The sequence below is a fragment of the Micromonospora jinlongensis genome (genome assembly GCF_013410645.1).
GTDB classification, from domain to species: domain Bacteria; phylum Actinomycetota; class Actinomycetes; order Mycobacteriales; family Micromonosporaceae; genus Micromonospora; species Micromonospora zamorensis.
Window position 1 is genome coordinate 2,628,644 of sequence record NZ_JACCHK010000001.1, and the last position, 24,736, is coordinate 2,653,379.

Below are 24,736 nucleotides of genomic sequence, written 5' to 3' on the forward strand. Positions count from 1 at the left end.
ATCCTCGGGCCAATGCAGATCGACCTCGTCACCGTTGTCGTCAGCGAGTACGACCCGGCCATCGCCTTCTTCACGGGCGTACTCGGCTTCGAGCTGGCCGAGGACTCCCCGTCGCTGACCAATGACGGGCGGCCGAAGCGCTGGGTGGTGGTCCGCCCGCCGGGCGGCGGCACCGGGCTGCTGCTGGCCCGCGCCGACGGCGAGCGGCAGGAGTCCGCGGTGGGCGACCAGACCCACGGCCGCGTCGGGTTCTTCCTCCAGGTCGACGACTTCGACGCCACCTACCGCCGGATGGTCGAGATGCACGTCGAGTTCGTCAAGCCGCCGCGCTCCGAGCCGTACGGCAAGGTCGCTGTCTTCCGCGACATCGCCGGCAACCTGTGGGACCTGCTCGGCCCCGCCTGAACCCCCTGCCGGCCCACCCGATCGGGTGGGCCGGCAGGGCGCACCCTACGGAGTCAGGCGGTGCAGGTCGCGCGGGAACGCGGTGACCTCCCGGATGTTGGCCGCGCCGACCAGCCGGGCCACGAACCGTTCCAGGCCGATGGCGAAGCCACCGTGCGGCGGCATGCCGTGCCGGAACGCGTCCAGGTAGCCGGCGTACGGCTCGACCGGCTCACCCCGGGCCGCCAACGCCGCCAGGTAGTCGGCGTGCCGGTGCAGCCGCTGCCCGCCGGTGACCAGCTCCAGACCATGGAAGAGCAGGTCAAAACCGTTCGAGTACGCGGGCCGCTCCGGGTCGGGCTGGGTGTAGAACGGTCGCTTCGCCATCGGGTAGCCGGTGACGAAGAGGAAGTCGGAGCCGTGTTCGCGGCGGGCCCACTCGCCCAGCGCCCGTTCGTGGGCCGGCGCGAGGTCCGGCTCGTCGGCGGGCGCGCCGGCGATCGTCAGCGCCTCGGTGAAGTGCACCTCCGGGATCTCCGTGGGCACCTCCGGCGGCGTGACGCCGAGCGTCGCCAGGGCCCCACCGGCCCGCTCGCCCACCGTGCCCAGCATCGCGGCCAGGGTGTCGCGCAACACCCGCATCACGTCGTGGTGGTCAGCGACGAAGCCCAGCTCCGCGTCGAGCGACGTGTACTGCGCGAGGTGCCGGACGGTGTCGTGCGGCTCGGCCCGGAAGACCGGCCCCACCTCGTAGACCCGTTCGAAGACGCCGACCATCAACTGCTTGTAGAACTGCGGCGACTGGGCCAGGTACGCGGGCCCACCGAACCAGTCCAGCGCGAACACGTTCGCCCCGCTCTCGGTGGAGGAGCTGACCACCTTCGGGGTGTGGATCTCCACGAAGTCCCGGGTGTCCAGGGCGGCCCGGAAGCCGGCCACCGCCGCCGCCGAGATCCGCAGCGCCGCCGACCGGGTGGGGTGCCGCAGCGCGGTGGGCGCGTTGTCGAGCTGGGTGGGCAGGCTCGCGGTCAGCGCGGGCCGGTACAGGTCGAACGGTGGCGGCACGGCGGGCGGCCCCAGTGGACGTACCGTCGGGTCGGTCAGCTCGACCCCGGCGGGCGCCGTTTCGTTCGCGGTGGCCGTCGCGGTGACCTCGACGACCGTCTCTTCGGTGAGTTTCTCCAGCTCGGCGCGGACGGCCGGGTCGGTGACGACCACTTGGGCGAGGCCGGTGGCGTCGCGCACGATCAGGAAGGCCACCGACTTGAGCAGTCGGCGGCGGTGCACCCAGCCGGCGATCCGCACGGTCGTGCCGATCCGGGTGGGCAGGTGGTGGGACAGGGTTCGTTGCATGGCGGGCTGCTCCTCGGTCGATCGCCACGCCTTCGCCGCCCTGGGGCGGCGAAGCGTCGCATCAGCCCCAGGGAGGTGTGGGCGAGCGGGAACCTCGCGGTGCCACCACACCTTCACCCCCGCCGAAGCGAGGGCCTCGTTCGTCGCCTGATGACCGGGGCCAGCCGGGCGGGCTCTACTGGGCACGGGTGACCCGCAACCGTTCTTCCCGCAGCTCGGGAGGGTCTTCGCGCACCGGCGCCAGACCGCCTCTCAGCACCGGCGGCTCTCTGCACTGGCGGGTCGGCGCGCTACTCGGCTCCGTCGTCGCTGTTGGCGGTGACCGTAGCACCCGAATCCCGCTCGTGTGACGCACATTTTCGACACCCCGGTGTCCGGCGTCACAACGTTCGGGGCGTGACGCCGGTCGCCCGACGCACATAGATACCCGCCGTCCGGCGTAGGCTCGTTTTCGTGACGATCGAGCACTCCGCGCCGACGACCGGCCAGGCAGCGCGCACCGCAACGGCGGCCCCCGAGGGGCGGCGTCTGCTGCGGATCGAGGCGCGCAACGCCGAGACGCCGATCGAGCGCAAACCGCCATGGATCAAGGTCAAGGCCAAGATGGGCCCGGAGTACACCCAGCTGCGCGGGCTCGTCTCGCGCGAAGGGCTGCACACCGTCTGCCAGGAGGCCGGCTGCCCCAACATCTACGAGTGTTGGGAAGACCGGGAGGCCACCTTCCTCATCGGTGGCGACCAGTGCACCCGGCGCTGCGACTTCTGCCAGATCGACACCGGCAAGCCGGCCGAGTTCGACGCCGACGAGCCGCGTCGTGTCGCCGAGTCGGTGGTCTCGATGGGGCTGCGGTACGCCACCATCACCGGCGTCGCCCGCGACGACCTGCCCGACGGCGGCGCCTGGCTGTACGCCGAGACCGTCCGACAGATCCACGCCCTTCAGCCGGGTTGCGGCGTCGAGCTGCTGATCCCCGACTTCAACGCCGTCCCCGAGCAGCTGGCCGAGGTCTTCGGCTCCCGCCCGGAGGTGCTGGCCCACAACGTGGAGACCGTGCCGCGCATCTTCAAGCGCATCCGGCCGGCGTTCCGCTACGACCGCTCGCTGGACGTGATCCGGCAGGCCCGCGCCGACGGCCTGGTCACCAAGAGCAACCTGATCCTGGGCATGGGCGAGGAGCGGGCCGAGGTTTCGCAGGCGCTGCGCGACCTGCACGAGGCCGGCTGTGAGCTGATCACCATCACCCAGTACCTGCGCCCCTCGCCCCGGCACCACCCGGTGACCCGCTGGGTCAAGCCGGAGGAGTTCGTGGAGCTGCGCGAGGAGGCCGAGGAGATCGGCTTCGCCGGGGTGATGAGCGGGCCGCTGGTGCGTTCGTCGTACCGGGCCGGCCGGCTCTACAAGCAGGCGCTCGACGCCCGCGCCGCCATCCCGGTCGCCACCGCGGGCTGACCCCGCCGGCGGCGCCGCACGGCCGTTCGGCGTCCGGATGCCATGATCGTGGAATGACCCTCGGCGTACGCCAGCAGCCGCGGGGCGCGGGCTCCCCGCGCCCGCGGCCGGGCACGCGTTTCGGGTTGGTCGGCTGGCTCACCGGGTTCGCCGTGCTCGCCGGAGTGGGTTACCGGCTCTGGCTGCTGGGTCAGGCGGCTCCGCCGACGAACAGCGACGAGGCCACCATGGGGTTGGCCGCGCTGCACATCGCCCGAGGCGAGGGTTTCCCGGTCTGGTTCTACGGCCAGCAGTACATGGGCACGCTGGAGGCGTACCTGGCCGCGCCGGTGTTCGCGCTGGCTGGCGGGCCGTCGCTGCTCGGCCTGCGGCTGCCCACCCTGGCGCTGTACCTGCTGTTCCTGCTGCTGTCCTGGCGGTTGACGCTGCGGCTGACCGGGGACCGGTGGTTCGGGCTGCTGGTGGTGGCGTTGCTGGCGCTCGGCTCCGACCGGATCGTCAAGAACCAGCTCATCGCCGGCGGTGGCTACCCCGAGATGAACGCCGCCGGGGTGGCGCTGGCCGTCCTCGCCGTGGATCTGGCCGCCGGCCGGTCGAGGTGGCGGCTGGCGCGGTGGGCCGCGTGGGGGTTCCTGGCCGGCCTGATGCTCTGGGTCGACCCGCTCGTGCTGCCGTACGTGGTGGCGACCGGGGCCGTGCTCGTCGGGTTCTGCCACCGGGAGCTGCGGGGGGCCGCCGGTGCGCTGCTCGGGGCGGCCGCCGTGCTGGGGGCGGCCCCGCTGCTGCTGCACAGCCTGCTGAACGGGCGGAACCCGCTGCACGCGGTGCTCGCCGCCAGCGGCGCGAACGCCACCGCCGGCTGGGCGAACCGGCTGCACGGCGGCCTGCTGATCGGCCCGCCGCTGGGCATGGGCTTCTGCGCTCCCGGGCAGTGCGCCACCTGGCAACTCTGGTGGGCGCTCGCCCTGCCGCTGCTGCTGGCCCTCGGTGCCGTCACCGCCTGGCGGGCACTACGCCGACCGCCCACCGATCCCGCCTCGCCAGCCGGCCCCGCCGCTGATCCTGGTGACCCGGTGCTCGTTGCACCCCGGGTGGCGGCGGCGATCCGGCTCGCGCTCGTGCTGGCCGCCGTGGTCACCCTCGGGGCGTACACCGTGAGCAGTTCCGCCGGCCTCACCCCGGTGGAGAGTTCCCGCTACCTGTCCTGCCTGCTCATCTCCCTGCCGGCGCTGCTCTGGCCGGTGTGGACGGTGGCCCGGCGCGGCCCGTCGGCGACCGGCCGGCGCGGCCTCGGGCGGACGCCGGCCCGGCTGGTCGCCCTGGCGCTGCTCGCGGCCACGCTGGGCACCGCCGCCCAGGCCACCTGGCGGTCGGCGCAGACCGCGCCGGCCACCCGGGCCGCCGAGGCCCGGCACGCCGAGTTGGTCAGCACCCTGCGGCAGCTCGGCGTAGGGCAGGTGCGCGCCGGCTACTGGACCTGCAACCGGCTCACCTTCGCCGCTGCGGAGCAGGTGGTCTGCGCGGTGGTCGACGACGCGCTGCGCCCCGGTTTCGACCGCTACCCCGCGTACCGGCGGGAGGTGGACAGGGCCTCGGCGCCAGCCTGGGTCGCACCGGCCGGCTCACCGCTGGCGAACGCGCTCGACGAGCGGCAGCGCGCCAACCCGGGCAGCCTCGACCTGGTCACGATCGACGGCTGGCGGATCTACCTGCCGCAGTGACCTCGCCGGCTAAGCGTCAGTGCGACAAAGGGGTGCGCGTCAGTGCGACGCCGCCGGCTCGGTGAGCAGGCCGAGGCGGTGCGCCAGGGCGGCGGCCTCCACCCGGTTGGTCACGTCCAGCTTCGCGATGATCCGGGAAACGTGGACGCTGGCCGTCTTCGGGGAGATGAACAGCTGCTCGGCGATCCGGCTGTTGCTGTGCCCCTCGGCGACCAGTCGCAGCACCTCCCGTTCCCGCGCGGTGAGCAGGTCGGCGCCGGCACCGCCCTGGCCCATGGTGCGCAGGCCGACCCGCCGCGCCAGGGTGGCAGCCGCCTCGACCAGCGGCACCGCACCCAGCCGTCGGCCGATCTCGGCGGCCTCGGTGACCGCGGCGGCCGTCTCGTCGCGCTCCCCGGCGGCGGCAGCCGACTCGGCGAGCGCCAGCAACGCGCGACCCAGCGGGTACGGCTGCCCGTCGACCCGCCACGCGTCGACCGCCTTCCGCCAGGCCGGCAGCGCCTGGTCGCCGACCGCGAGCAGGGCGGCGACCTGAGCGGCGTGTGCCCGCGCCGCCGGGTGCCGGACGGGCAGGTCGGCGGCGAGCGCCGCCACCGCGACCGACAGGTCCCGGTCGCCCACCCGTGCGGCGGTACGCGCGACGGCGCTGAGCACCGGCCAACCCTCGCGGGGCAGTTGCGGCAGGCTCTCGTCGACAGCCGCGACCCGCGCCGCCCGGACCGCCTCCACCTTGTCGTCGGCGGCCAACGCCGCCTCGATCGCCAACTCGTGCAGGGGCAGTCGGTGGCTCGGCCACAGGTAGGGCCGGCCGAGGAAGGTGAGCGCCCGGTCGACCAGTTCGTCGGCGCCCGGGTGGGCGCGGGCCAGCCGTAGCCCGGCACTCAGTTGGAGCCAGTGCAGGCCGGTGACGCCGGACAGGTCGATCCGCGCGGCCTCCGCGCACACCACCTCGGCCTCGTCCCAGCGACCCAGCGCGATCAACGCCTCGGCCCGGTTGGACAGCAGGTACGCCCCGGTGGAGCGACTGATCCCCACCCGACGCGCCTCGGCGACGCCGGCCTCGGCAGCCTGCGCGGACTCGGCGTAGCGGCCCAGCTCGCACAGCACGTCCGACTGGTACACCCGGGCGAGCACCAGCCCCGACGCGTCCCCGGACGCACGGACGACGGCCTCGGCCTGGCTCAGCTCGGCCAGCCCTCGCTCCAGGTCCCGCTCGCCGTGGCAGAGCAGGGCGAGCCGCGCGTGCAGCAGGGCGACGTCCTCGCCGAACGCCTCGGCGTCAACGGCGGCCTCGGCGGCCACCCGGGCCGCCTGCTTGGGGTCGATCTTGACCAGGTGCGCGGCGATGTCGGCGAGCAGCCGGACCCGCTCCGCTCCCCGGGGGCCGCCAGCGGCCAGCCGGTACGCCTCATCCAGCTCCCGGCGACCGTCACTCTTGCCGAGCAGGGCCATCAGCCGACCCCGCTGGTTGAGCAGGCGGGCGGCGCGCAGCGGTGCGGCGTCGGCGTCCACCTCGGCCAGGCCGGCCCGGGTCAGCGTGATGGCCCGGCTGAAGTCGCCGGCCGTGACCGCCGCGGCCAGCGTCTGCTCCAGCAACGCCAGGTGGTCCATGCCGAGCAGGTCGGCGGCGTCGGGCACCAGCTCCCACAGCTCCAGCGCCCGCTCCAGCAGTCGGCGCTGCTCGGCGTACGCGTACCGGCCACCGGCGGCGACCGCTGCGGCCCGTGCCGCGACGAGGGCCCGCGGGTGGTCGTGCGCGGCGTACCAGTGGTGGGCGATCTCCGCCGGGGCCCGGCCGGCGGCGACCAGGTGCGGCTGGGCCTCGATGGCGGCGGCGAAGCGGGCGTGCAGCCGGGCGTGCTCCCCGGGCAGCAACTCGTCGTGCACGGCCTCGCGGACCAGCGCGTGCCGGAACTCGTAGTCACCGTCGGGGTTCGCCACCACCAACTGGGCGGCGACGGCGACGCGTAGCGCGTCCTCCAGCTCGGCCTCGGGCAGCCCGGCGACCTCGGCGAGCAGGTCATGGGCGAAGCGGGTGCCGCCGGCAGCCGCGATGCGCAGCACCCGCTGGGTCGGCTCGGGGAGCCGGTCCACCCGGGCCAGCAGCAGGTCGCGCAGCGTCTCGGGGAGCGCCGCGCAGCCGATCGGGTCACCGGCGACGGCCAGCTCCTCGATGAAGAAGGGGTTGCCCTGGGTGCGGCCGTGGACATCGTCGACGGCCCGGGCGGGTGGCTCGGCGCCGAGCAGGTCGGCGAGGATCGCGCCGGTGCCGTCGCGATCCAGTCGGCCCAACTCGACCCGCTCCGCACCGCGGGCGCGGTCCAGTTCGGCGAGGAACGGGCGCAGCGGGTGCCCGCGCTGCAACTCGTCGGTGCGGTAGGTGCAGACCAGCAGCAGGCGACCCGGGCGCGCCGCCCGGACCAGGAAGCCGATCAGGTCCCGGGTGGAGCGGTCGGCCCAGTGCAGGTCCTCGATGATCAGCACCAGCGGGCGGGCATCGGCGAGTCGTTGGAACAGCTCGGCGACCAGGTCGAACAGGTAGCCGCGCGGGGCGTCACTGAGCGCGACGGCACGAGGGCCGGCCAACGCCGCGGACGCCCGTCCCAGCTCCGGCAGCAGCGGGGCGAACTCCGCCTCGTAGCCGGCGAAGACCTCGGGGCCGTCGGCGCGCAGCACCGCGCGCAGCGCGGCAGCGAACGGAGCGAACGGCAGGCCCGCCTCGCCCAGCTCCAGGCACTGGCCGACCAGCACCCGCGCCCCGCCGTCGGTGGCCCAGGCACCAAACTCCTCCAGCAGCCGGGTCTTGCCCACGCCGGCCTCGCCACCGACCAGCACGGTGGTCGGCTCGCCGACCCGGGCGCGGCCCAGCGCGTCGCGCAGCGCCGCGATCTCACGATGGCGGCCGACGAGGACGGAACTGGCGGCACGTACGGTCACAGGTTCGAGCATGCCATGACGTCCCTCGCCGACAGCCCCGCCGATCGGCCGGTGGCCGGGCGGCGGGGCGGCGTCGTGCCGGCCGGCCGGCACGGCGGGCGCCGTGGCAGCCGAGGCGGGCGCGGTCACCGGCGGGCGTCGCCGGTGCGGCCGGCGTGCCTGCGCCGCCCCAGCCAACCGCGGCCGGCCGGACGCGGCAGCGCCCGGGCGAGCCGTTCCGCGGCCGCCTCGGCGCGCAGCTCGGCGGCGTGCGTACGGTGCAGGGAGAGCAGGAAATCTACGTCGTTGCCGAACATGTCGGGCTCCTTCGTGGCGTCGTCGTCTTCTGCTGACGACTCTTCGCGCGAAGGCCCCACCCGGGCATGGGCACGGCGCCTCATCTTCCCGGCCGGCACCCTCCTTACCCGTCCGTTCTCCGGCGGTGAGGAGACGTAAGGTACTCAGCTGCCCCGGCACCCGGACGCGGATCAACGGGGCGGGCGGCGACCACTAGACTCTGCGGCATGGCAAAGCCCCAGGAGAAGGTCTCGTTCGGCCAGCGGCTGAAGCAGATCGGGATGGTGTTCCAGTTCACCGCCAAGCAGGACCGGTGGTTCGCGCCGTTGGTCGCCGCCGCGGTGCTCATCCCGCTCGCCCTCACCGTGGTCGCGGTCATCCTCTGGAGCTGGATCTGGCTGCCGATCGGCATCCTGTTCGTCCTGCTCGCGGTGCTGATCGTGCTCAACCTGCGGTCCAACAAGGCGATGATGAACGCTGCCGAGGGCCAGCCCGGCGCGGCGGCGCAGATCATGGAGAACATGCGCGGCGACTGGCGGGTGACCCCGGCGGTCAGCTCGACCACCCAGATGGACATGGTCCACCTGGTGATCGGCCGCCCGGGCGTGATCCTGCTGGCCGAGGGCAACCCGCAGCGGGTGCGCGGCCTGCTCGGGCAGGAGAAGCGGCGGCTGTCCAAGGTGATCGGCTCCGCTCCCCTGCACGACTACGTGATCGGGCAGGAGGAGGGCGAGCTGCCGATCCGCAAGCTGCGGACGACGCTGCTGCGCCTGCCCCGCGCGCTCTCCGGCAAGGACGTCAACTCGCTGGACAAGCGACTCAAGGCGCTCACCGCTCGACCGCAGATGCCCAAGGGTGCGATCCCGAAGAACATGCGGCCGCCGGGCGCCTTCCGCCAGTCGCGGGGCCGCTGACCCCCAAGGAGTACGCGAAAGAGCCGGACCCGTGTGGGTCCGGCTCTTTTGGCGTACGCCCCCGGGCGTCGCGCAGGCCGGGCCGCGCCGTGCTTCCCGCCGGGCCGGGCCGTGCTTCCCGCCGGGGCCGGGCCGTGCCTCCCGCCGGGGCCGGGCCGCGCCGGCTCCCCTGGCCGCCCACTGCGCCGCGCCGGCTCCCCCGGCCAAGATCGTGCTCGATCCAGGATGTAGTGGTCTCGTGCGCGGCCGGATGCCACTAGATCCTGGATCGAGCGCGATCTTGCCGATCGTGGTAGCTCGGATCAGCCTCGACTCGGATCTCCTCAGCTTCTGGGGGCGTCGACGATGACCGAGTCGGCGAGCCGGTCGTGCAGGCCGCGACGGTGCTCATCCATGATCAGCGCAGGGACGACGAGGGCCAGCAACAGGCCGCGGATCAACCCTCGGAGCACCCCGATCCGACCGCCGTCGTGCCAGTTCACGCAACGGATCTTCGTGACGTACATGCCCGGGGTCTGGGCGAACAGGCCGAGGAAGACGCCGTACACCAGGACCAGCACCAGCACCGGCGCCCAGCCGTCACGTACCGGGTCGGCGAAGATGTTGGACACCAGCAGGCAGAGCACCCAGTCGATGATCAGCGCCCCGAAGCGGCGTCCGAGGGTCGGCGGGGTGAAGGTGGGGTCGGTGGCCGGCGCTGCCGGGACGTGCGGATTGGTCACAGCGATCAAGGGTATCCGCGTCGCGACGAGAGCTCGCCGGGTGCCGCCGCCGCTGCGTGCCGATTGCGACCAAAGGCATCAGATGTCACTACACTGGCACAGTCGGTACGACGTTCGCGGCGGGCCGAAGGCGTGGACAGGAGCGCCGCTGACGCTCCGCGAGGGACGTAACACGGCAGAAACAACGGAGACACGGCCGGGCAACCCCCCGGCCATAGCGTCGCCAGAAGCCTAGCCACCCCGTGGACGTGCCAGGAGGATGTGTGTTCGCCAACCCCGAGGAACTGCTGCGATACCTCAAGAACGAGGACGTGAAGTTCGTCGACGTTCGTTTTTGTGACCTGCCCGGCGTGATGCAGCACTTCAACCTGCCGGTCGAGTCCGTCAACGACGATCTCTTCACCGACGGCCTCGCGTTCGACGGTTCGTCGATCCGCGGTTTCCAGGCGATCCACGAGTCGGACATGCTCCTGCTCCCGGATGTCGCCACCGCGTTCATCGACCCATTCCGCGCGCAGAAGACTCTCGCGCTGAACTTCTTCATCCACGACCCGTTCACCCGCGAGGCCTACAGCCGCGACCCACGCAACGTGGCGAAGAAGGCCGAGGCGTACCTGGCGGCCAGCGGCATCGCCGACACCGCCTACTTCGGCGCCGAGGCGGAGTTCTACATCTTCGACTCGATCCGCCACGAGACCTCGGCGCACCAGTCGTTCTACTACATCGACTCGATCGAGGGCGCCTGGAACACCGGCCGCGAAGAGCCGGGCGGCAACCGTGGTTACAAGACCGCGTACAAGGGCGGCTACTTCCCGGTGCCGCCGGTCGACCACTACGCCGACCTGCGCGACTCCATCGTGCGCCGCCTGGTGGACTCCGGCTTCAACGTGGAGCGCTCGCACCACGAGGTGGGCACCGCCGGCCAGTCCGAGATCAACTACCGGTTCTCCACCCTGCTGCACGCCGGTGACCAGCTCCAGCTCTTCAAGTACATCGTGAAGAACGAGGCCTGGGCCAACGGCAAGACCGCGACGTTCATGCCCAAGCCGCTCTTCGGTGACAACGGCTCCGGCATGCACACCCACCAGAGCCTCTGGCTCAACGGTGAGCCGCTGTTCTACGACGAGACCGGCTACGCCGGCCTGTCCGACATGGCCCGCTGGTACATCGGTGGTTTGCTGCACCACGCGCCGTCGCTGCTGGCCTTCACCAACCCGACGATCAACTCGTACCGTCGTCTGGTGCCGGGCTTCGAAGCACCGGTCAACCTGGTCTACTCGCAGCGCAACCGCTCCGCCTGCACCCGCATCCCGGTGACCGGCAGCAACCCGAAGGCCAAGCGCGTCGAGTTCCGCGTCCCGGACCCGTCGGCCAACGTCTACCTGGCCTTCTCGGCCATGATGATGGCCGGCCTCGACGGCATCAAGAGCAAGATCGAGCCGCCGACGCCGATCGACAAGGACCTCTACGACCTCCCGCCGGAGGAGTGGGGCGATGTCAAGCAGGTGCCGGGCTCGCTGTCGGCCGTGCTCGACTCGCTCGAGGCCGACCACGACTACCTGCTCGACGGCGGCGTCTTCACCCCCGACCTGATCTCCACCTGGGTCGACTGGAAGCGCGCCAACGAGGTCGACCCGGTGCGCCTGCGCCCGACCCCGCACGAGTTCGCCATGTACTACGACTGCTGAGCAGTCACCGCACCACCGGCCGGGCCGGCTTCGCGATCGCGGAGCCGGCCCGGCCCGTTACACGCCCGCCCCCGCGCCTCAGCTTCTGCCTCCCCCGCCCTCGACTCCGCACCCCATGCCCGCGCCCCGCACGCCTCACGTCCCACAGCTCCCGCGCCGCGGAGACCCCGCGCCCCTCAGGCCGCGCACCCCTCAGGCCGCGCGCCCCTCAGGCCTCACGCCCGCAGGCCCCGCGCCCCACAGGCCCCCGCCCCGCAGGCCCCGCCCCCCGCAGGCCCCGCGCCCCACAGGCCCCGCCCTCAGGCCCCGCGCCCCGCAGGCCCCGCACCCCACACAACTTCGGGGATGTTGCTGCCTCCCAGGCACCGTAGACAGCACTTTCCCTGAAGTTGCCCGGATCTTGGACTGGGCCTGGACGAAGATCGTGCTCGATCATGGTTTTAGTGGCCACCGAAGCGGCCCGAAGCCCCTATATCCACGTTCGGGCACGATCTTGGCCGCACAAGGACGTCGATCATGAGGTTGGCCGGGCATTACATCCGAATTGCCCCCGCCAACCTCATGATCGACGGGTTGGACCCGGGCGGTGCGCCGTGCGCAGGAGGATCAGGACCACGGCCAGGAGCAGGGCGGTCATCGCCACGGCGCCGGGGGCCTTGGTGAAGCGGGCCAGGTTCGTGCCGTCGGGCAGGGCCAGGAAGGCCACCACCGCCACTGGCAGAACGAACCACGTCGTTCGCACGGCGGTCAGTGCGAGCAACGCCAGCGGCCAGGTCGCGTACCAGGGGTGGAAGACCGGGGACAGGACGACCGTCGCGACCAGCGCCAGCGCCGCGCCGTGCAGCACCACCCGAGGGCGCCCCACCTCGACCCACGCGCCCTCGGCCCGCGCCTCGCCCCCCGCGCCCTCGCCCCCCGCCCCCTCGCCCCGCGCCCCCTCGCCCCGCGCCCCCTCGCCCCGCGCACCCTCGACCCGCGCACCCTCGACCCACGCGCCCTCGACCCGCGCACCCTCGACCCCCGCGCCCTCGCCCCCCGCGCCCTCGGCCAACGCGCCCTCGACCCACGCGCCCTCGACCCCCGCCCCCTCGCCCTGAGCCGCCCGCGCCGCCCGCCGGGCATCGTTGGGGCCGCGCAGCGCCCGCCAGGCACGCCACCAGAGCACCACCAGCACCCCGGCGAGCAGCAGCAGGGCAACCGCCCGCAGCACCGGTACCGCCTGCGGGTCCCGGCCGACCAGCGCACCGGCGTAGTCCACCACGAACCCGACGGCGGTGGGTGGCGACGTCCACTGCTCCGAGTCGCCGCTGTGCGTCAGCCCACCCACCCAGCCGAACCCGAGGCCGGAGAGCGTCGAGGTGACCAGCAGCGCGGCGAACAACCCACCGGCCAGCCAGCCGCCGTCCCGCAGCAACGCCCGTACGGTGTGGCGACCGTGTACGGCGGCCAGGGCGGCGAACGGCACCACCACCAGGGCGCTGGCCTTCACCGTCACCGCCAGCCCGAGCAGCGCCCCGGCCAGGAGCAACGCCACGGGCAGACCCGGCCGCCGGATCACCAGCAGCAGCCCACACAGCAGCAGGCCCAGCATCACTGCGTCGTTGTGCGCCCCAGCCACGAGGTGCACCCCGACCAGCGGTGCGGCCAACGCCAGCCAGACTGCCCGCCGGGTCGGCACCCCGGCTGCCCGTGCCAGGCCGGGCAGGCAGATCGCGGCCAGCAGCAGCCCCGCCACGGCGATCACCCGCAGCAGCACCACCGTGCCGGTGAGCCCGCCGCCGAGCGTGACCGCGAGCGCCGCGAGCAGGACGAACACCGGCCCGTACGGTGTCGGAGTGTCCCGCCAGATGGGTGCCACGGTATCCAGCCACGGGCACCCCGCCGCCGCCACGCCCACCGCGTACGGGTCGACGCCGTGCGCGTACGTCCAGCCCTGGCAGGCGTACGAGTAGACGTCCCGGCTGCCCAGCGGCGGCGCGATCAGCAGCGGCAGCGCCCACAGCGCGGCCGTGACGCACGCCCACCGGGTCGACGGAGCGCCCCCGCGCAGCGACCACCACGCACCGACCAGCAGCGCGGTGCCGACCAGCCAGCAGATCAGCGTCGCCGGGCCGTCCGGGGTTCGCCAGATCGACGCCGGTGTCACGCCGAGCGGGGCGTCGGGCAGGGCCCCGCCGAGGTAGCCGGCCACGGTGAGCAGGACCCCGCCGGCCAGGCCCGCGTACCGGGCGAGGCGTGCCGACAAGGGACCAGGCGGCGGCGGAACAGGCGGGCCGGGAGCGGTCACCGGCGCACCTTCCCTCAGTCGGCGGCGACCGGCTGACGGGCCGCCCGAGCCGACCGTACCAACCGGACGACCACCACGATCACCAACAGCGTCATCAGCGGCGCCCCGACCGTCTTGGTATATCTGGGGAACCCGGTGCCGTCCGGCAGCACCAGGAACGACGCGACGAGGGCGACCACGGTGAACCAGCCGGTACGGCGGGCGGTGGCGGCCAGCACGAACAACGGCCACGTCCAGTACCAGGGGTGCACCACGGGAGAGAGCGCGACGGTGACGGCGAGGGCGAGCCCGGCGTAGTACAGGGGGTCGCGGGTGCGGGCCCGCCACCAGAGCCAGACGAGGAGGACGGCCAGGACCACCACGGCTGTCCCGCGCGTCACCGGCAACGCGTCGATGTGAGCGCCGAACAGCGCGGCGATGTAGCCGACGGTCTGACCGACGGCGGTCGGCGGCGATGTCCAGGCGACGGCGGCGCCGCCCTGGGACAGCCCGCCGACCCAGCCGAAGTCCAGCCCGCCAGCGATGGTCACGCCCACCACGGCGGCGATCGTGCCGCCGACCACCCAGCCGCCGTCGCGGATCAGGGTCCGGAGCCGGTACGGGCCGGCGGTGGCCGCCAGCGCGGCGAACGGGACCACCACCACGGCGGTGACCTTGATCGCCACGGCGACTCCGAGGAGCAACCCGCCGACCAGCAGCATGCCGCGTCGGCGCGGGTGTGCGGCCACCACGGCCAGCCCACCGACCAGCGCGGCGAGCATCAGTATGTCGTTGTGCGGGCCACCGATGAGGTGCGCGGCGAGCAGCGGGGAGCCCAGCGCCAGCCACACCGCCCGCTTGGCCGGCACCCCGGCCCGGCGTGCCAGCACCGGCAGCGCCCACGCGCTCAACACCACGCCGAGCAGCGCCAGCGCCCGGAACAGCACGATGCTGGCGGTCAGCGAGCCGGCGACCTTGACCACCGCACCCGCGACGAGCACGAACAGCGGCCCGTACGGCGCGGGGGTGTCCCGCCAGATGTAGGAGACCGAGTCCAGCCAGGGGCAGGGCAGCGCGGAGACGCCCTGCTCGTACGGGCTGATGCCACCGGCGAAGCTGGCGCCCTGACACGCGTACGCGTACACGTCGCGGCTGCCGAAGGGCGGCGCGACCAGCAGCGGCAGCAGCCACAGCCCCACGGTGACCAGTGCCCAGCGAGTCGACGGGCCGCCGTCGCGCAGCCGCCACCAGGCGTACGCCATCAGGCCGGTGCCGACCGCCCAGGCCGCCAGGATCAGCGGGCCGTTGGTGCCCTGCCAGATGCTGACCGGGGTGCTGCGCAGGGGGCCGCTGGGAAACGCGCCGCCGAGGAACGCGGACAGCGCGAGCAGCATCGAGCCGGCCAGGCCGGTCCAGCGCGCGAGGTGGGGAGGCACGCCCGACATGCTGCCAGCACCCCGGTGGGTGACCGACGGCAGGACCGTCAGCAGTGGTTGGCCGGTGCCAGGCTGCTGGAGATCGAGTAGTCGCCGGCCGCGCGTACCCGCACCTCGGTCCACCCGTCCGCGCCAGGTCGCAGGCAGCCGTCCGGGCCATCGAGCGACAGCCACCGTGACCACCGCACCTTGACCGGCACGTCGCCGGGCTGGGCTGTCAGCCGGACCGCGCCCCGGTCGGCGGTGACGAGTCGGCCGGGGGCCCCGACCAGCGGCGTCGGATCGACCACCTCGTACATGCGCCAGGTCGGATCGCGCCAGACCTCCCGCAGGTACGGCAGGTCGCCGCGGATCAACGCGGCCTCGTCGCGGCCCCACCGGTCGGCGGGAGCGTCCGGGGCGACCACCACGTAGGTGACCGCCTGGTCGCGGAGCCACTGCTCGTAGGTCTGGGCGCTCAGGGTGCCGTCGTAGAACAGCGCGTTGCGGTCGCTGTCGACCTGGCGCTCCCAGCCACGGGCCAGCGGCACGGTCGGTGGCACGTAGGCGGACTCCCAGTGGTCGCGCAGGGGCACCACCTCGACCCGCCCGACGGGCTGCCGTCGGTCGAGTTCCGCGACGAGCGGGCGATAGAACGCCGGGGCGCTCTCGGCGGCGCCGGCCCGGGTGACGTCACTCAGCATCACCGGGGACTGCCACCACACCGTCGCGGCGAGCAGCCCGGCCAGCCACGGGCCGGGCAGCGGCGCGTACCCGGCCAGCACGGGCAGTGCGAAGAGCAGCGGCAGGCGCAGCGCGTTGGAACCGATCGGGCTGGGCACGTAGTACGCGCCGACCAGGAGCAGCACGGTGAGCAGCGCGCCGACGCGCAGCACCCGGCGGCGACGCGGCAGCACGACCGCCACCAGCACCGCGAGCGCGACGTTGATCCGCATCGACTCGGCCGAGTACGGCTGGGTGCCCCCGTTGCCGAAGAGCAACGCGATCGGCGCCAGGGTGACGGCGGGTGCCACGGCCAGCACGAACCCCTCCGCCAGTGGTCGCTCCGAGCGCCACCCACCGGGCAGTGCACGGCCGGGCCCGTCGCCTCGGCGCAGGGCGGCCAGCAGCAACGCCGCGCCGGCCAGGCCGGTGAACAGGCCGGCGACCGGGCTCGCCGCCGTCGCCAGGGCGGCGCAGCCGGCGGCGAGTGCCAGGCGAAGCGGGCGCGGTGGGCGTTCCGCGCTGACCGCGCAGAGCGCCAGCAGCCCGAACGCCAGCCCGACGGCGAAGGTGACCCGACCGCTCGCCAGGTTGCCGACCAGGACCACGGCACCGAGGACGCCGGCCAGCAGCGGCCGGCGGGCCCGGCCCCGGACGAACAGCCAGCCCAGCGCCGCCGCGCCGAGCAAGGCGGCGACGGCCCCCAGTGGACGCATCCCGATCAGCGCGCCCAACCTGGCCGTGAACAGGCTGTAGCCGTACTGGTTGACGCCGCCGTACCAGCCGAGGTCGATCGGCGCACCGCCGTACCGGTCGGCGAACTCGGCGCGGGCCACCTGCGCCGCGAGGTCGGTGCCCATCCGCGGCGCGAGCAGGAACGCGACGGCGAACACGACCGCGGCCCCGGTCGCCGCCGCCCAGACCGCCTGCGGGGACCGCGTGGCCGGCCGGGTCGACGCGTCAGGCATTCAGGACCCGTTCCGTCGCGGCACGGGAGCGGCGGCCGACGCGCAGGTACTCGTCGAGGAACTCCCCCGGGTCGTCCCGCCCGAGGAGTCGGACCACGCCGGCCAACTCCACCCCGTGCCGGGGCAACTGGTCGCCGGCCCGGCCCCGGACCAGCATCAACGCGTTGCGGACCTGCGCGGCCAGGGACCACCCGGCGGCCATCTCCGCGGCGTCCGTCGGGTCGATCAGGCCGGCCCGCTCGGCGGCCGCAAGGGCATCGAGGGTACGCGTGCCGCGCAGCGACGGGACCGCGCCCGCGTGCCGGAGCTGGACGAGTTGCACGGCCCACTCCACGTCGGCCAGCCCGCCGCGCCCCAGCTTGGTATGGGTGGCCGGGTCAGCGCCCCGGGGCAGCCGCTCGGTCTCCACCCGGGCCTTGATCCGCCGGATCTCGACGACCTGCTCGCGGGTCAGCCCCTCAGCCGGGTAACGCACCGGGTCGATCATCGCCTCGAACTCGGCGCCCAGCTCGGCGTCGCCGCAGACGAACCGGGCGCGCAGCAGGGCCTGCGCCTCCCACACCCGCGACCAGCGGGCGTAGTACGCCGCGTACGCGGCGAGGCTGCGAACCAGCGGGCCCTGCCGGCCCTCCGGGCGCAGGTCGGCGTCGACGCCCAGCGGCGGGTCGGGCGCGGGCACGCCGAGCAGTCGGCGCAGCTCCTCGGCGATCGCGTGGGCGGCGGCGCTGGCGGCGCTCTCGCTGGACCCGGCGGGCGGGTCGTAGACGAAGAGCACGTCGGCGTCGGAGAGGTAGTTCGACTCGTACCCCCCGAGCCGTCCCATGCCGATCACCGCGAACCGCAGCCCTTCCGGGGCCGGCTGGCTGGCCTGGGCGGCGCGCAGCGCGGCGGCCAGGGTGGCGTCGGTGACGTCGGCGAGAGCCGTGCCGACCTGGGTGATGTCGGCCAGCCCCGGTGCCGGGCGGTTCGTGCCGTCCGGTCGGGTGGGTGTGGGTGCGAGCGCGCCCGCCCGGCAGAGCACGTCGGCGCAGGCCACCCGGACGAGCTCCCGGCGCCGCAGTGCGCGTACCGCGCGGGTGGCCTCGACCGGGTCGGCGTGCCGGGCCGCGGCGGCGAGGAATCCCTCCCGGAGCACCTCGCGGGAGCGGGGCGCCAGCTCGTTCTCCTCGGCCAGCAGCCGCAGTGCCTCCGGGTCGCGGGCGAGCAGGTCGGCGACGTACCGGGACAGGGCCAGGACCCGGGCCAGCCGACGGGCGACCGGGCCGCCGTCGCGCAGCAGCCGCAGATACCAGGGGGTGCTGCCCAGCTTGTCGGAGACCTTCCGGTAGTTGAGCAGCCCCCGGTCCGGTTCCGGCGCGTCGGCGAACTCGCTGAGCAGCACCGGCAGCAGGGTCCGCTGGATCGCCGCCGTGCGACTCACCCCGCCGGTGAGCGCCTGGAGGTGCCGCAGCGCCCCGGCCGGGTCGGCGAACCCGAGGATCTCCAGCCGGTGCCGGGCCGCCTCCGGGGTGAGGCGCAGCCCGTCGGCCGGCACCCGGGCCACCGACTCCAGCAGCGGCCGGTAGAGCAGCTTGGCGTGCAGCCGGCGTACCTCGGTGGCGTGGGTGACCCACTCGGCCCGGAAGCTCTCCACGGCGCTGCGCCCCGGCGCTGCCGTGAAACCCAGCGCGGCGGCGAGCCACCGCAGCGCGCCCGGCTCGGTGGGCACGGTGTGCGTACGACGCAGGCCCTGTAGTTGCAGCCGGTGCTCGACGCTGCGCAGGAAACGATAGCCGCGCAGCAACGCCTCGCCGTCGGCCCGGCCGACGTAGCCACCGGCGACCAGCGCGCGCAGCGCCGGGATGGTGCCCGGCGCCCGCAGCGTCTCGTCCCCGCGACCGTGTACGAGTTGCAGCAACTGGACGGCGAACTCGATGTCGCGCAACCCGCCGGGGCCGCGCTTGATCTCGCGCTCCAACTCCTTCGGCGGGATGTGGTCGATGATCCTGCGCCGCATCGCTCGGACGTCCTCGACCGCCTCGGGTCGCTCGGCCGCCCGCCACACCAGCGGCGCGAGCTGGTCGATCCACTCCTGGGCCAGCGGAAGGTCACCGGCGGCCGGGCGGGCCTTGAGCAGCGCCTGGAACTCCCAGGTGCGCGCCCACCGCTGGTAGTAGGCCAAGTGGCTGGCGAGGGTCCGCACCAGCGGGCCCCGGTTGCCCTCGGGGCGCAGGGCGGCGTCCACCGGCCAGGCGACCAACCCACAGATGTGGATCAGCCGGGTCGCCACCAGGGTCGCGGCGGCCAGGTCGGCGTCCTCGGCGGCCACGAAGATGACGTCCACGTCGGAGACGTAGTTCAGCTCGCCGCCGCCGCACTTGCCCATCGCCACCACCGCGAGCCGGGGCCGCTCGGTGCCCTCCGCCAGTTCCGCGACGGCCACCTCGTAGGCGGCGGCCAACGTCGCGTCGGCCAACGCGGAGAGCGCGGCCATCGTCTGCTCCAGGCCGCGTCCGCCGGTCAGGTCGGCCGCCGCGATCCGCAGCAGCGCCAACCGGTACGCGGTCCGCAGCACCGCCACCGGGTTGCCACCGGCGGCCGGCTCCAACCGCCCCTCGGCGATCGGCGCGAGCCCGTCCGGGGCGGTCCGCAGCGCCGTGCAGTGGTCGGGATGAGCCACCAGGTGATCGCCGAGCGCCGACGAGGCACCGAGCACCGCGATCAGCCGCCGCCGCAGCCCCGGGTCGGCGTGCAGCTCCGCGAGCAGCGGCGAGTCGGCGTCGTCGTCGGTCGTGCGGCGTTCGGCCTCGACGATGCGGTGCAGTTGGCGCAGCGCCAGGTCCGGGTCGGCGGCCCGGGACATCGCGGCGAGCAGCTCACCGGCCGGCTCGTCGGCTGGCTCCTGCTCCTCCGGCCGCCACAGCCGCAGCCCGTCCGGGCCGAGCAGGTCGGCGGCGCGCGCGCCGCCGTCGCCCTCGGCGGTGCCGAAGCCGTACCGGGCGAGCCGGCCCGTTGCCCTGGTCGGCCGGCTCATCAGTGCCCGAGCAGCGGCAGGCCGCGCCGCATCGTGCTGTCGTCCAACTCGCCGAGGGCGAGCGCGGCGAACCGGGCGGCGAACGGCTGCCAGACCTCCTCGATGTCGGGCAGCACCGAGGCGCAGGCCGCGACCACCAGCTCCGGGTCGTAGCCCAGCTCGGCGAGTTGGGCCGAGTCGGTGGCCCAGTCGGCGATCATCGCGGCGTCGCACTCGATGTGGAACTGCAGACCCCAGGCCCGGTCACCGAGCCGGAACGCCTGGTGCGGGTAGCGGGTGGACGCGGCCAGCAGGGTGGCGCCCCGGGGCAGCTCGGTGATCTCGTCGGCGTGCCACTGGAGCACGTCCGGGATCAACGGCACGTACCGGAACAGCGGGTCGCCCTCGGCAGCGTCGCGCCGGCCGACCACGCCGGGGCCGATCTCCGGTCCGGATGGACTCCGCTCGACCAGGCCGGCATGCGCGGTGGCGAGCAGTTGCGCGCCCAGGCAGACGGCCAGGGTCGGCACCCGGTAGCGGACCGCCTTGCGCAGCAGGCCCTCCACCGCCGGAAACCACTGTGCGCCGGGCGAGCCGTCCGGCAGCGGGTACGCCTGCTGGTCGCCGCCGAGCACCACCAGCGCCGCGTACCCCTCCAGGTCGGCGGGGAGCTCGTCGCCGGCGTGCGGGCGAACCACCCACAGCTCCAGCCCAGCCTCGGTCAGCCACTCGCCCAGCCGGCGTGCGTCGTCGGTCGGGTCGTTCTCGATCACCAGCGCGGTTGCCACCCGTCGAGGCTAGCCGGTGCGCCACGCGACGCAGCGCCCCGCCACAGGCCCACGCTTCCGGTGGTGTCCCACCGCGGCGGCCGGGACCTGGCGTGGTCGTTAGGCTCAGCGGTTGTGATCAGCGACGACACCGCAGCCGTCCGCCCGCCCGTGCTACTCCCGGGCGACGCGGTGCTGCTGGTGTCGCCGTCCGGCCCGACCTCGCCGGAGCGGGTGGCCCGGGGCACGGAGCTGCTCACCGGGTGGGGCCTGCGCCCGGTGCCGGCGCCGAACGCGTACGCCCGCCACGGCTACCTCGCCGGCACCGACGACCTACGGGCCGCCGACCTGAACGCGGCCTTCACCGACCCGGAGATCCGCGGGGTGATCTGCACGCGGGGCGGGTACGGCGTCCAGCGGGTCGTGGACGCCATCGACATGGCCGCCGTCCGCCGCGACCCGAAGGTGGTAGCCGGCTTCTCGGACATCACCGCGTTGCAGTTCGCACTGTGGCGGGGTGCCCGGCTGGCCGGGGTGCACGGTCCGGGGGCTGCCTGGCGCGACGAGCGGACCCCGCTGCGCTCCGCCGAGTCCCTGCACGCGGCCCTGATGACGACCGAGCCGGTGTCGATCGCCGCGGTGCCCACCGAGGAGACCTTCGACGTACGCGTCCCGGGCCTCGCCACCGGCACCCTGCTCGGCGGCAACCTGTGCATGATCGCCGCCTCGATCGGCACACCGGACCTGCCCGACCTGACCGGGGCGGTGCTGTTGATCGAGGACGTGCAGGAGCCCCCGTACAAGGTCGACCGGATGCTCACCCACCTGCGTCGGGCCGGCGCGCTGGACGGGCTGGCCGGGGTGGCGGTCGGGCAGTTCACCGACTGCGGTGACGGCTGGGACACCACGATCGTCGACGTGCTCACCGAACGCCTCGGCGACCTGGGCGTACCGGTCCTCGGCGGCCTCCCCATCGGCCACGGCCCCAACCAGCTGACCGTCCCGGTAGGCACCCAAGCCACGCTCAATGCCGAAAACGGCACCCTGACCGCATCCCCCGCAGTCCAGTAACCGCACCCCCCACCCTGCCCCGCCCTCGCCCTGCCCCGCCCCACCCCGGTGATCAAGAGGTTTGCGTCAACTTCGGGCGGGATTCTGACGCAAATCTCTTGATCAACCAGGCGGGCGGCGGGGCGGGCGGGGTGGGGTGGGGTTCAGGGGGTCAGGTGGGCTACTGCTCCTATTTCCAGGGCGGCCCAGACGCCCTGGGGGGTCAGGGTGATGCCGTGGGGTTCGGCGTTAGGGGTGGGCAGGTCGTGACCCTCGATCCGGCCCGTGCCGTCGATGTGACCGATCCGGTTGGCACCCCACTCGGTGAACCAGGCGCCGCCGGCCGGGTCGGCAACGATCGCGTGTGGGCGGGCCGCCCGGTCCGGCAGCGGGACCTCGGTCATCTCGCCATCCGGGGTGATCCGGCCGAGCTGACCGGCGGCGATCTCCACGAACCAGATCGCGCCGTCACCGCCGAGGGTGATGCCGACCGGGCCGGCGTTCGCGGTGGGCACCGGATGCAGCGTCACCCGGCCGTCGAGGTCGATCCGGCCGATCGCGTTCGCCTGGTTGAGGGTGAACCAGAGCGCCTCGTCCGGGCCAGCGGTGATCATCGAGGCGAACCCGCCGGTCACCGGCAGCGAGAACACCTCCACCGCGCCGTCGGTACCCACCCTGCCGATCGTGTCGGAGTTCATTCCGGCGTACCAGAGTGCGCCGTCGGGGCCGGCCGCGATGCCGCACGGCCCAGTGTCGGTTGGCAGGACGACCGCGCGTTGCTCGCCGTCGACGCTGATCCGGCCGATCCGGTCATCCCCGGAGCGGGTGAACCAGAGGGCGCCGTCCGGTCCGGTGGTGATGATCAGCGGCCGGCCACCGGCCGGGTCCAACGGGTAGGTCCGGATCGCGCCGTCGGAGGCCAACCGGGCGATCGCATCGGAGTGGACCAGCGTCAGCCAGAGCGCGCCGTCCGGACCGACGGTGATGCCGTACGGGCCGGCGCCCGGCGCGGCGAGTGGCATCTCACGAATCTCGGCGGTCGTCACGAGGCGTGGTCCTTTCGTCGGGGTTTTCCCACCCTGATCGCAGGGACGTCGACGTTGCAACCGGTTTGTCCGGCTGTTGGTCGGAGATTGTCAGCCCGCTGACAGGGTCGCCATGGGCCGCGCCCAGGCTTTCCGGTCACTGTCGGTGACGTCATCGCAGCACCAACGACAATCTGGAGGACTGATGTTCCGCACGATGTCGAAGAAGCACCTGCTGGCCGGCGTGGCCGCCGCCGGTGTGCTCGGCGTGGGGATCGCCGCCCCCACGATGGCGTTCGCCGCTGACGGCAGCACCCCGACGCCGAGCGCCAGCAGCAGTGAGCAGCCGCAGCAGCAGGACCGGCAGGGCGACAAGAGGGGCGAGCGGCAGGGCGAGTTCGCTGAGAAGCTCGCCACCGAGTTGGGCGTCCCCACCGACAAGGTGACCGCCGCGCTGGAGAAGCTGCGCGAGCAGCACAAGCCGGCCGACCGGCCGGAGCGCCCGTCCGCCGAGGACCGGCAGGCCGCGCTCAAGGAGCGGCTGGACCAGGCGGTCAAGGACGGCAAGCTCACCCAGGAGCAGGCCGACGCCATCACCAAGGCCGTCGAGGCCGGCGTCTTCCCCGGCCCCGGCGGCAAGGGGGGCCCGGGCGACAAGGGCGGCCCCGGTCACAAGGGCGGCCAGGGCGACAAGGACGGCCCCGACGCCGCCCCGGAGGGCTCCGACCAGCAGGACGCGCCCGAGGCCACGCCCGGCAAGTGATCCCGGATTGATCCACACCGATCAGCCGATGTGGCGGTGTCCGTACGCCGGGACACCGCCACATCGGCGATCCGCAGTCGTCAGACCTGAGCGGGCGGAGGCGCGAACACGCCCACCCGGTTCCCGACCGGGTCGAGCAGTTGGGCGCGGGTGAGGCCGCTCGGCGTCGTACCCGGCGGCACCAGCACCGTGCCGCCGGCCGCCTCGGCCCGACGGCAGGTCTCCGCGACGTCGGCCACCTCGGCGTAAAACATCGCGTAGTTCGGCTCGTCGCCGTTGGTGGTCCGGATCGCCCCGCCGATTCCGGTGTCGCCACCGGCCCCGGTAACACGGTAGGACGGACCCTGCTCCTCGAAGACCCAGCCGAACAGCTCTCCGTAGAACCGTTGCGCCTCGTCCGGCCGGTCGGTGCCGAACTCGAACCAGGTGATGGGCGTCGTGGACATCTACTGCCTCCAGAAATTTCCCGTGCCGGCCGTTCGGCCGTCTGGAGCAGTCTCGGGGGCGTCCGCGACACCGTCCTGTCGGTGTTTCCAGATCACCTGACGGGGTTCGGGCGGCCTCCTCAGACCAGGCTCAGCGGGCGGACCCGCCGGTGCGGGATGTCGAGGTCCGTCAGGCGCAACTCCCGGGACACCACCTCGGACAGCGACCGGACGGTCCGGATCCGGTCGGTGCGAAAGCACCGCAGCTCGTCGCGCAGCCGACACCAGGCCACCAGATACCAGTGTCGGGAGTTGCCGAGGTAGCCCAGCGGCTCGACGTCGCGCAGCGAACCCGTGCCGTCGCGGTCGTCGTACCCGATGCGCAGCACCCGCCGCGCGGAGACCGCGTCGGCGACGATGGCCGGGACGGGCGTGGCCGGCCCGTCGCCGATCAGGTGCACCCGGCCGGCGAGGCGGTGCGCCTCGGCGGCCTCGGCGGCCGGCAGCACCGCCACCAGCTTGCGCAGCGCGGTGCCGCCCGGCCCGGCGAACGGCGTGCCCGCGAGCCGGTGCAGCGCGACGGCCATCGCCACCGCCTCGGCCGGGGTGAGGTTGACCGGCGGCAGAGTGCGGGCACGGTCCACCACGTAGCCGCCGGTGCGCCCGGGCTCGGCCCAGATCGGCACACCGGCCTCCTGTAGCGCGCCGATGTCCCGTTCGATGGTGCGGCTGCTCACCTCGAAACGCGCAGCCAACCAGCGGGCGCTGCGCGGCCTCGGCGACACCGCCCGCAGCTCCTCGACCAGCGCGTAGAGACGGTCCGTACGGTTCATGCCCGGCACGCTACGGCCGGGGTACGACGCCCGTCGGCGACCGCCCGCACGGCGACGCGGACGGC

18 protein-coding genes and 1 pseudogene are annotated in these 24,736 nt (G+C 73.8%); 7 read left to right on the forward strand and 12 right to left on the reverse strand.

Annotated features, from left to right (window positions below):
* Positions 1-12 precede the first annotated feature (12 nt).
* Entirely contained in the window at positions 13-405 is a 393-nt protein-coding gene (locus tag HNR22_RS11175; protein WP_179780302.1) for a VOC family protein, read from the forward strand.
* A 45-nt stretch (positions 406-450) separates the two neighbouring features.
* On the opposite strand, the gene aspS is transcribed toward HNR22_RS11175, so the two are convergent.
* Positions 451-1,737: an aspartate--tRNA(Asn) ligase gene (gene aspS, locus HNR22_RS11180; RefSeq protein WP_179780303.1), complete on the reverse strand. Its 1,287-nt coding sequence runs from the start codon at positions 1,735-1,737 to the stop codon at positions 451-453.
* Between the two features lie 453 nt (positions 1,738-2,190).
* Here aspS and lipA point away from each other — a divergent pair, with 453 nt between their 5' ends.
* Together lipA and HNR22_RS11190 are read left to right on the forward strand one after the other, a co-directional pair.
* A complete protein-coding gene (gene lipA, locus HNR22_RS11185; RefSeq protein ID WP_179780304.1) occupies positions 2,191-3,186 on the forward strand; it encodes a lipoyl synthase in 996 nt (331 codons plus the stop codon).
* A 53-nt stretch (positions 3,187-3,239) separates the two neighbouring features.
* The gene (locus HNR22_RS11190) at positions 3,240-4,907 is read left to right on the forward strand and encodes a hypothetical protein (protein WP_179780305.1); all 1,668 of its coding nucleotides are present in this window, start codon (positions 3,240-3,242) and stop codon (positions 4,905-4,907) included.
* 39 nt (positions 4,908-4,946) lie between these two features.
* Here the strand turns inward: HNR22_RS11190 and HNR22_RS11195 are convergent, their stop codons facing one another.
* Both HNR22_RS11195 and HNR22_RS11200 read right to left on the reverse strand, forming a co-directional pair.
* Positions 4,947-7,844, reverse strand: coding sequence for an ATP-binding protein (locus HNR22_RS11195; RefSeq protein WP_343059778.1), 2,898 nt, complete (start codon positions 7,842-7,844; stop codon positions 4,947-4,949).
* Positions 7,845-7,969: 125 nt separating this feature from the next.
* Entirely contained in the window at positions 7,970-8,140 is a 171-nt protein-coding gene (locus HNR22_RS11200; RefSeq protein WP_179780307.1) for a hypothetical protein, read from the reverse strand.
* 207 nt (positions 8,141-8,347) lie between these two features.
* Between HNR22_RS11200 and HNR22_RS11205 the strand changes: the two genes are divergently transcribed.
* Positions 8,348-9,034 (forward strand): DUF4191 domain-containing protein, encoded by a 687-nt coding sequence (locus HNR22_RS11205; protein WP_091407420.1) that lies wholly within the window; start codon positions 8,348-8,350, stop codon positions 9,032-9,034.
* A 323-nt stretch (positions 9,035-9,357) separates the two neighbouring features.
* Here the strand turns inward: HNR22_RS11205 and HNR22_RS11210 are convergent, their stop codons facing one another.
* Positions 9,358-9,756 (reverse strand): RDD family protein, encoded by a 399-nt coding sequence (locus tag HNR22_RS11210; RefSeq protein ID WP_179780308.1) that lies wholly within the window; start codon positions 9,754-9,756, stop codon positions 9,358-9,360.
* A gap of 263 nt (positions 9,757-10,019) precedes the next feature.
* Between HNR22_RS11210 and glnA the strand changes: the two genes are divergently transcribed.
* Positions 10,020-11,444, forward strand: coding sequence for a type I glutamate--ammonia ligase (gene glnA, locus HNR22_RS11215; RefSeq protein WP_179780309.1), 1,425 nt, complete (start codon positions 10,020-10,022; stop codon positions 11,442-11,444).
* Between the two features lie 559 nt (positions 11,445-12,003).
* Here glnA and mptB (HNR22_RS11220) read toward each other — a convergent pair.
* From mptB (HNR22_RS11220) to HNR22_RS11240, 5 genes are read right to left on the reverse strand one after another with little or no spacing between them, the layout of a single operon-like run.
* Positions 12,004-13,731, reverse strand: a complete 1,728-nt coding sequence (gene mptB / locus HNR22_RS11220; RefSeq protein WP_425488049.1) for a polyprenol phosphomannose-dependent alpha 1,6 mannosyltransferase MptB — start codon at positions 13,729-13,731, stop codon at positions 12,004-12,006.
* Positions 13,732-13,745: 14 nt separating this feature from the next.
* A complete protein-coding gene (mptB, locus tag HNR22_RS11225) occupies positions 13,746-15,146 on the reverse strand; it encodes a polyprenol phosphomannose-dependent alpha 1,6 mannosyltransferase MptB (RefSeq protein WP_179780311.1) in 1,401 nt (466 codons plus the stop codon).
* Positions 15,147-15,193: 47 nt separating this feature from the next.
* Complete coding sequence (locus HNR22_RS11230) at positions 15,194-16,816, reverse strand: hypothetical protein (RefSeq protein ID WP_179780312.1); 1,623 nt, start codon at positions 16,814-16,816, stop codon at positions 15,194-15,196.
* Complete coding sequence (locus tag HNR22_RS11235; RefSeq protein ID WP_179780313.1) at positions 16,809-19,829, reverse strand: bifunctional [glutamine synthetase] adenylyltransferase/[glutamine synthetase]-adenylyl-L-tyrosine phosphorylase; 3,021 nt, start codon at positions 19,827-19,829, stop codon at positions 16,809-16,811. The genes HNR22_RS11230 and HNR22_RS11235 overlap by 8 nt, the downstream gene beginning before the upstream one ends.
* Positions 19,829-20,596 carry a glutamine amidotransferase-related protein gene (locus tag HNR22_RS11240; protein ID WP_179780314.1) on the reverse strand — a complete coding sequence of 256 codons (768 nt, stop codon included), beginning with the start codon at positions 20,594-20,596 and terminating at the stop codon, positions 19,829-19,831. Before HNR22_RS11240 ends, HNR22_RS11235 begins: the two co-directional genes overlap by 1 nt.
* A 114-nt stretch (positions 20,597-20,710) precedes the next feature.
* Between HNR22_RS11240 and HNR22_RS11245 the strand changes: the two genes are divergently transcribed.
* Positions 20,711-21,646 carry an LD-carboxypeptidase gene (locus HNR22_RS11245; protein ID WP_179780315.1) on the forward strand — a complete coding sequence of 312 codons (936 nt, stop codon included), beginning with the start codon at positions 20,711-20,713 and terminating at the stop codon, positions 21,644-21,646.
* 143 nt (positions 21,647-21,789) lie between these two features.
* Here the strand turns inward: HNR22_RS11245 and HNR22_RS11250 are convergent, their stop codons facing one another.
* Positions 21,790-22,671, reverse strand: coding sequence for a Vgb family protein (locus tag HNR22_RS11250; RefSeq protein WP_343059780.1), 882 nt, complete (start codon positions 22,669-22,671; stop codon positions 21,790-21,792).
* A gap of 184 nt (positions 22,672-22,855) precedes the next feature.
* Between HNR22_RS11250 and HNR22_RS11255 the strand changes: the two are divergent.
* Positions 22,856-23,314, forward strand: a pseudogene (locus tag HNR22_RS11255) (hypothetical protein); the annotation flags it as partial.
* 179 nt (positions 23,315-23,493) lie between these two features.
* On the opposite strand, the gene HNR22_RS11260 reads toward HNR22_RS11255, so the two are convergent.
* Together HNR22_RS11260 and HNR22_RS11265 are read right to left on the reverse strand one after the other, a co-directional pair.
* Positions 23,494-23,859 carry a VOC family protein gene (locus tag HNR22_RS11260; RefSeq protein ID WP_179780317.1) on the reverse strand — a complete coding sequence of 122 codons (366 nt, stop codon included), beginning with the start codon at positions 23,857-23,859 and terminating at the stop codon, positions 23,494-23,496.
* A gap of 119 nt (positions 23,860-23,978) precedes the next feature.
* Positions 23,979-24,671: a helix-turn-helix transcriptional regulator gene (locus HNR22_RS11265; RefSeq protein ID WP_179780318.1), complete on the reverse strand. Its 693-nt coding sequence runs from the start codon at positions 24,669-24,671 to the stop codon at positions 23,979-23,981.
* Positions 24,672-24,736 lie beyond the last annotated feature (65 nt).

What these genes read in the sequence shown, in the direction of transcription:
- aspS (WP_179780303.1), bottom strand. Translation starts at nt 1,737, where the DNA reads ATGCAACGAACCCTGTCCCACCACCTGCCCACCCGGATCGGCACGACC.
- HNR22_RS11260 (WP_179780317.1), bottom strand. Translation starts at nt 23,859, where the DNA reads ATGTCCACGACGCCCATCACCTGGTTCGAGTTCGGCACCGACCGGCCG.
- HNR22_RS11230 (WP_179780312.1), bottom strand. Translation starts at nt 16,816, where the DNA reads ATGCCTGACGCGTCGACCCGGCCGGCCACGCGGTCCCCGCAGGCGGTC.
- HNR22_RS11175 (WP_179780302.1), top strand. Translation starts at nt 13, where the DNA reads ATGCAGATCGACCTCGTCACCGTTGTCGTCAGCGAGTACGACCCGGCC.
- HNR22_RS11190 (WP_179780305.1), top strand. Translation starts at nt 3,240, where the DNA reads ATGACCCTCGGCGTACGCCAGCAGCCGCGGGGCGCGGGCTCCCCGCGC.
- HNR22_RS11235 (WP_179780313.1), bottom strand. Translation starts at nt 19,829, where the DNA reads ATGAGCCGGCCGACCAGGGCAACGGGCCGGCTCGCCCGGTACGGCTTC.
- HNR22_RS11200 (WP_179780307.1), bottom strand. Translation starts at nt 8,140, where the DNA reads ATGTTCGGCAACGACGTAGATTTCCTGCTCTCCCTGCACCGTACGCAC.
- HNR22_RS11205 (WP_091407420.1), top strand. Translation starts at nt 8,348, where the DNA reads ATGGCAAAGCCCCAGGAGAAGGTCTCGTTCGGCCAGCGGCTGAAGCAG.
- HNR22_RS11265 (WP_179780318.1), bottom strand. Translation starts at nt 24,671, where the DNA reads ATGAACCGTACGGACCGTCTCTACGCGCTGGTCGAGGAGCTGCGGGCG.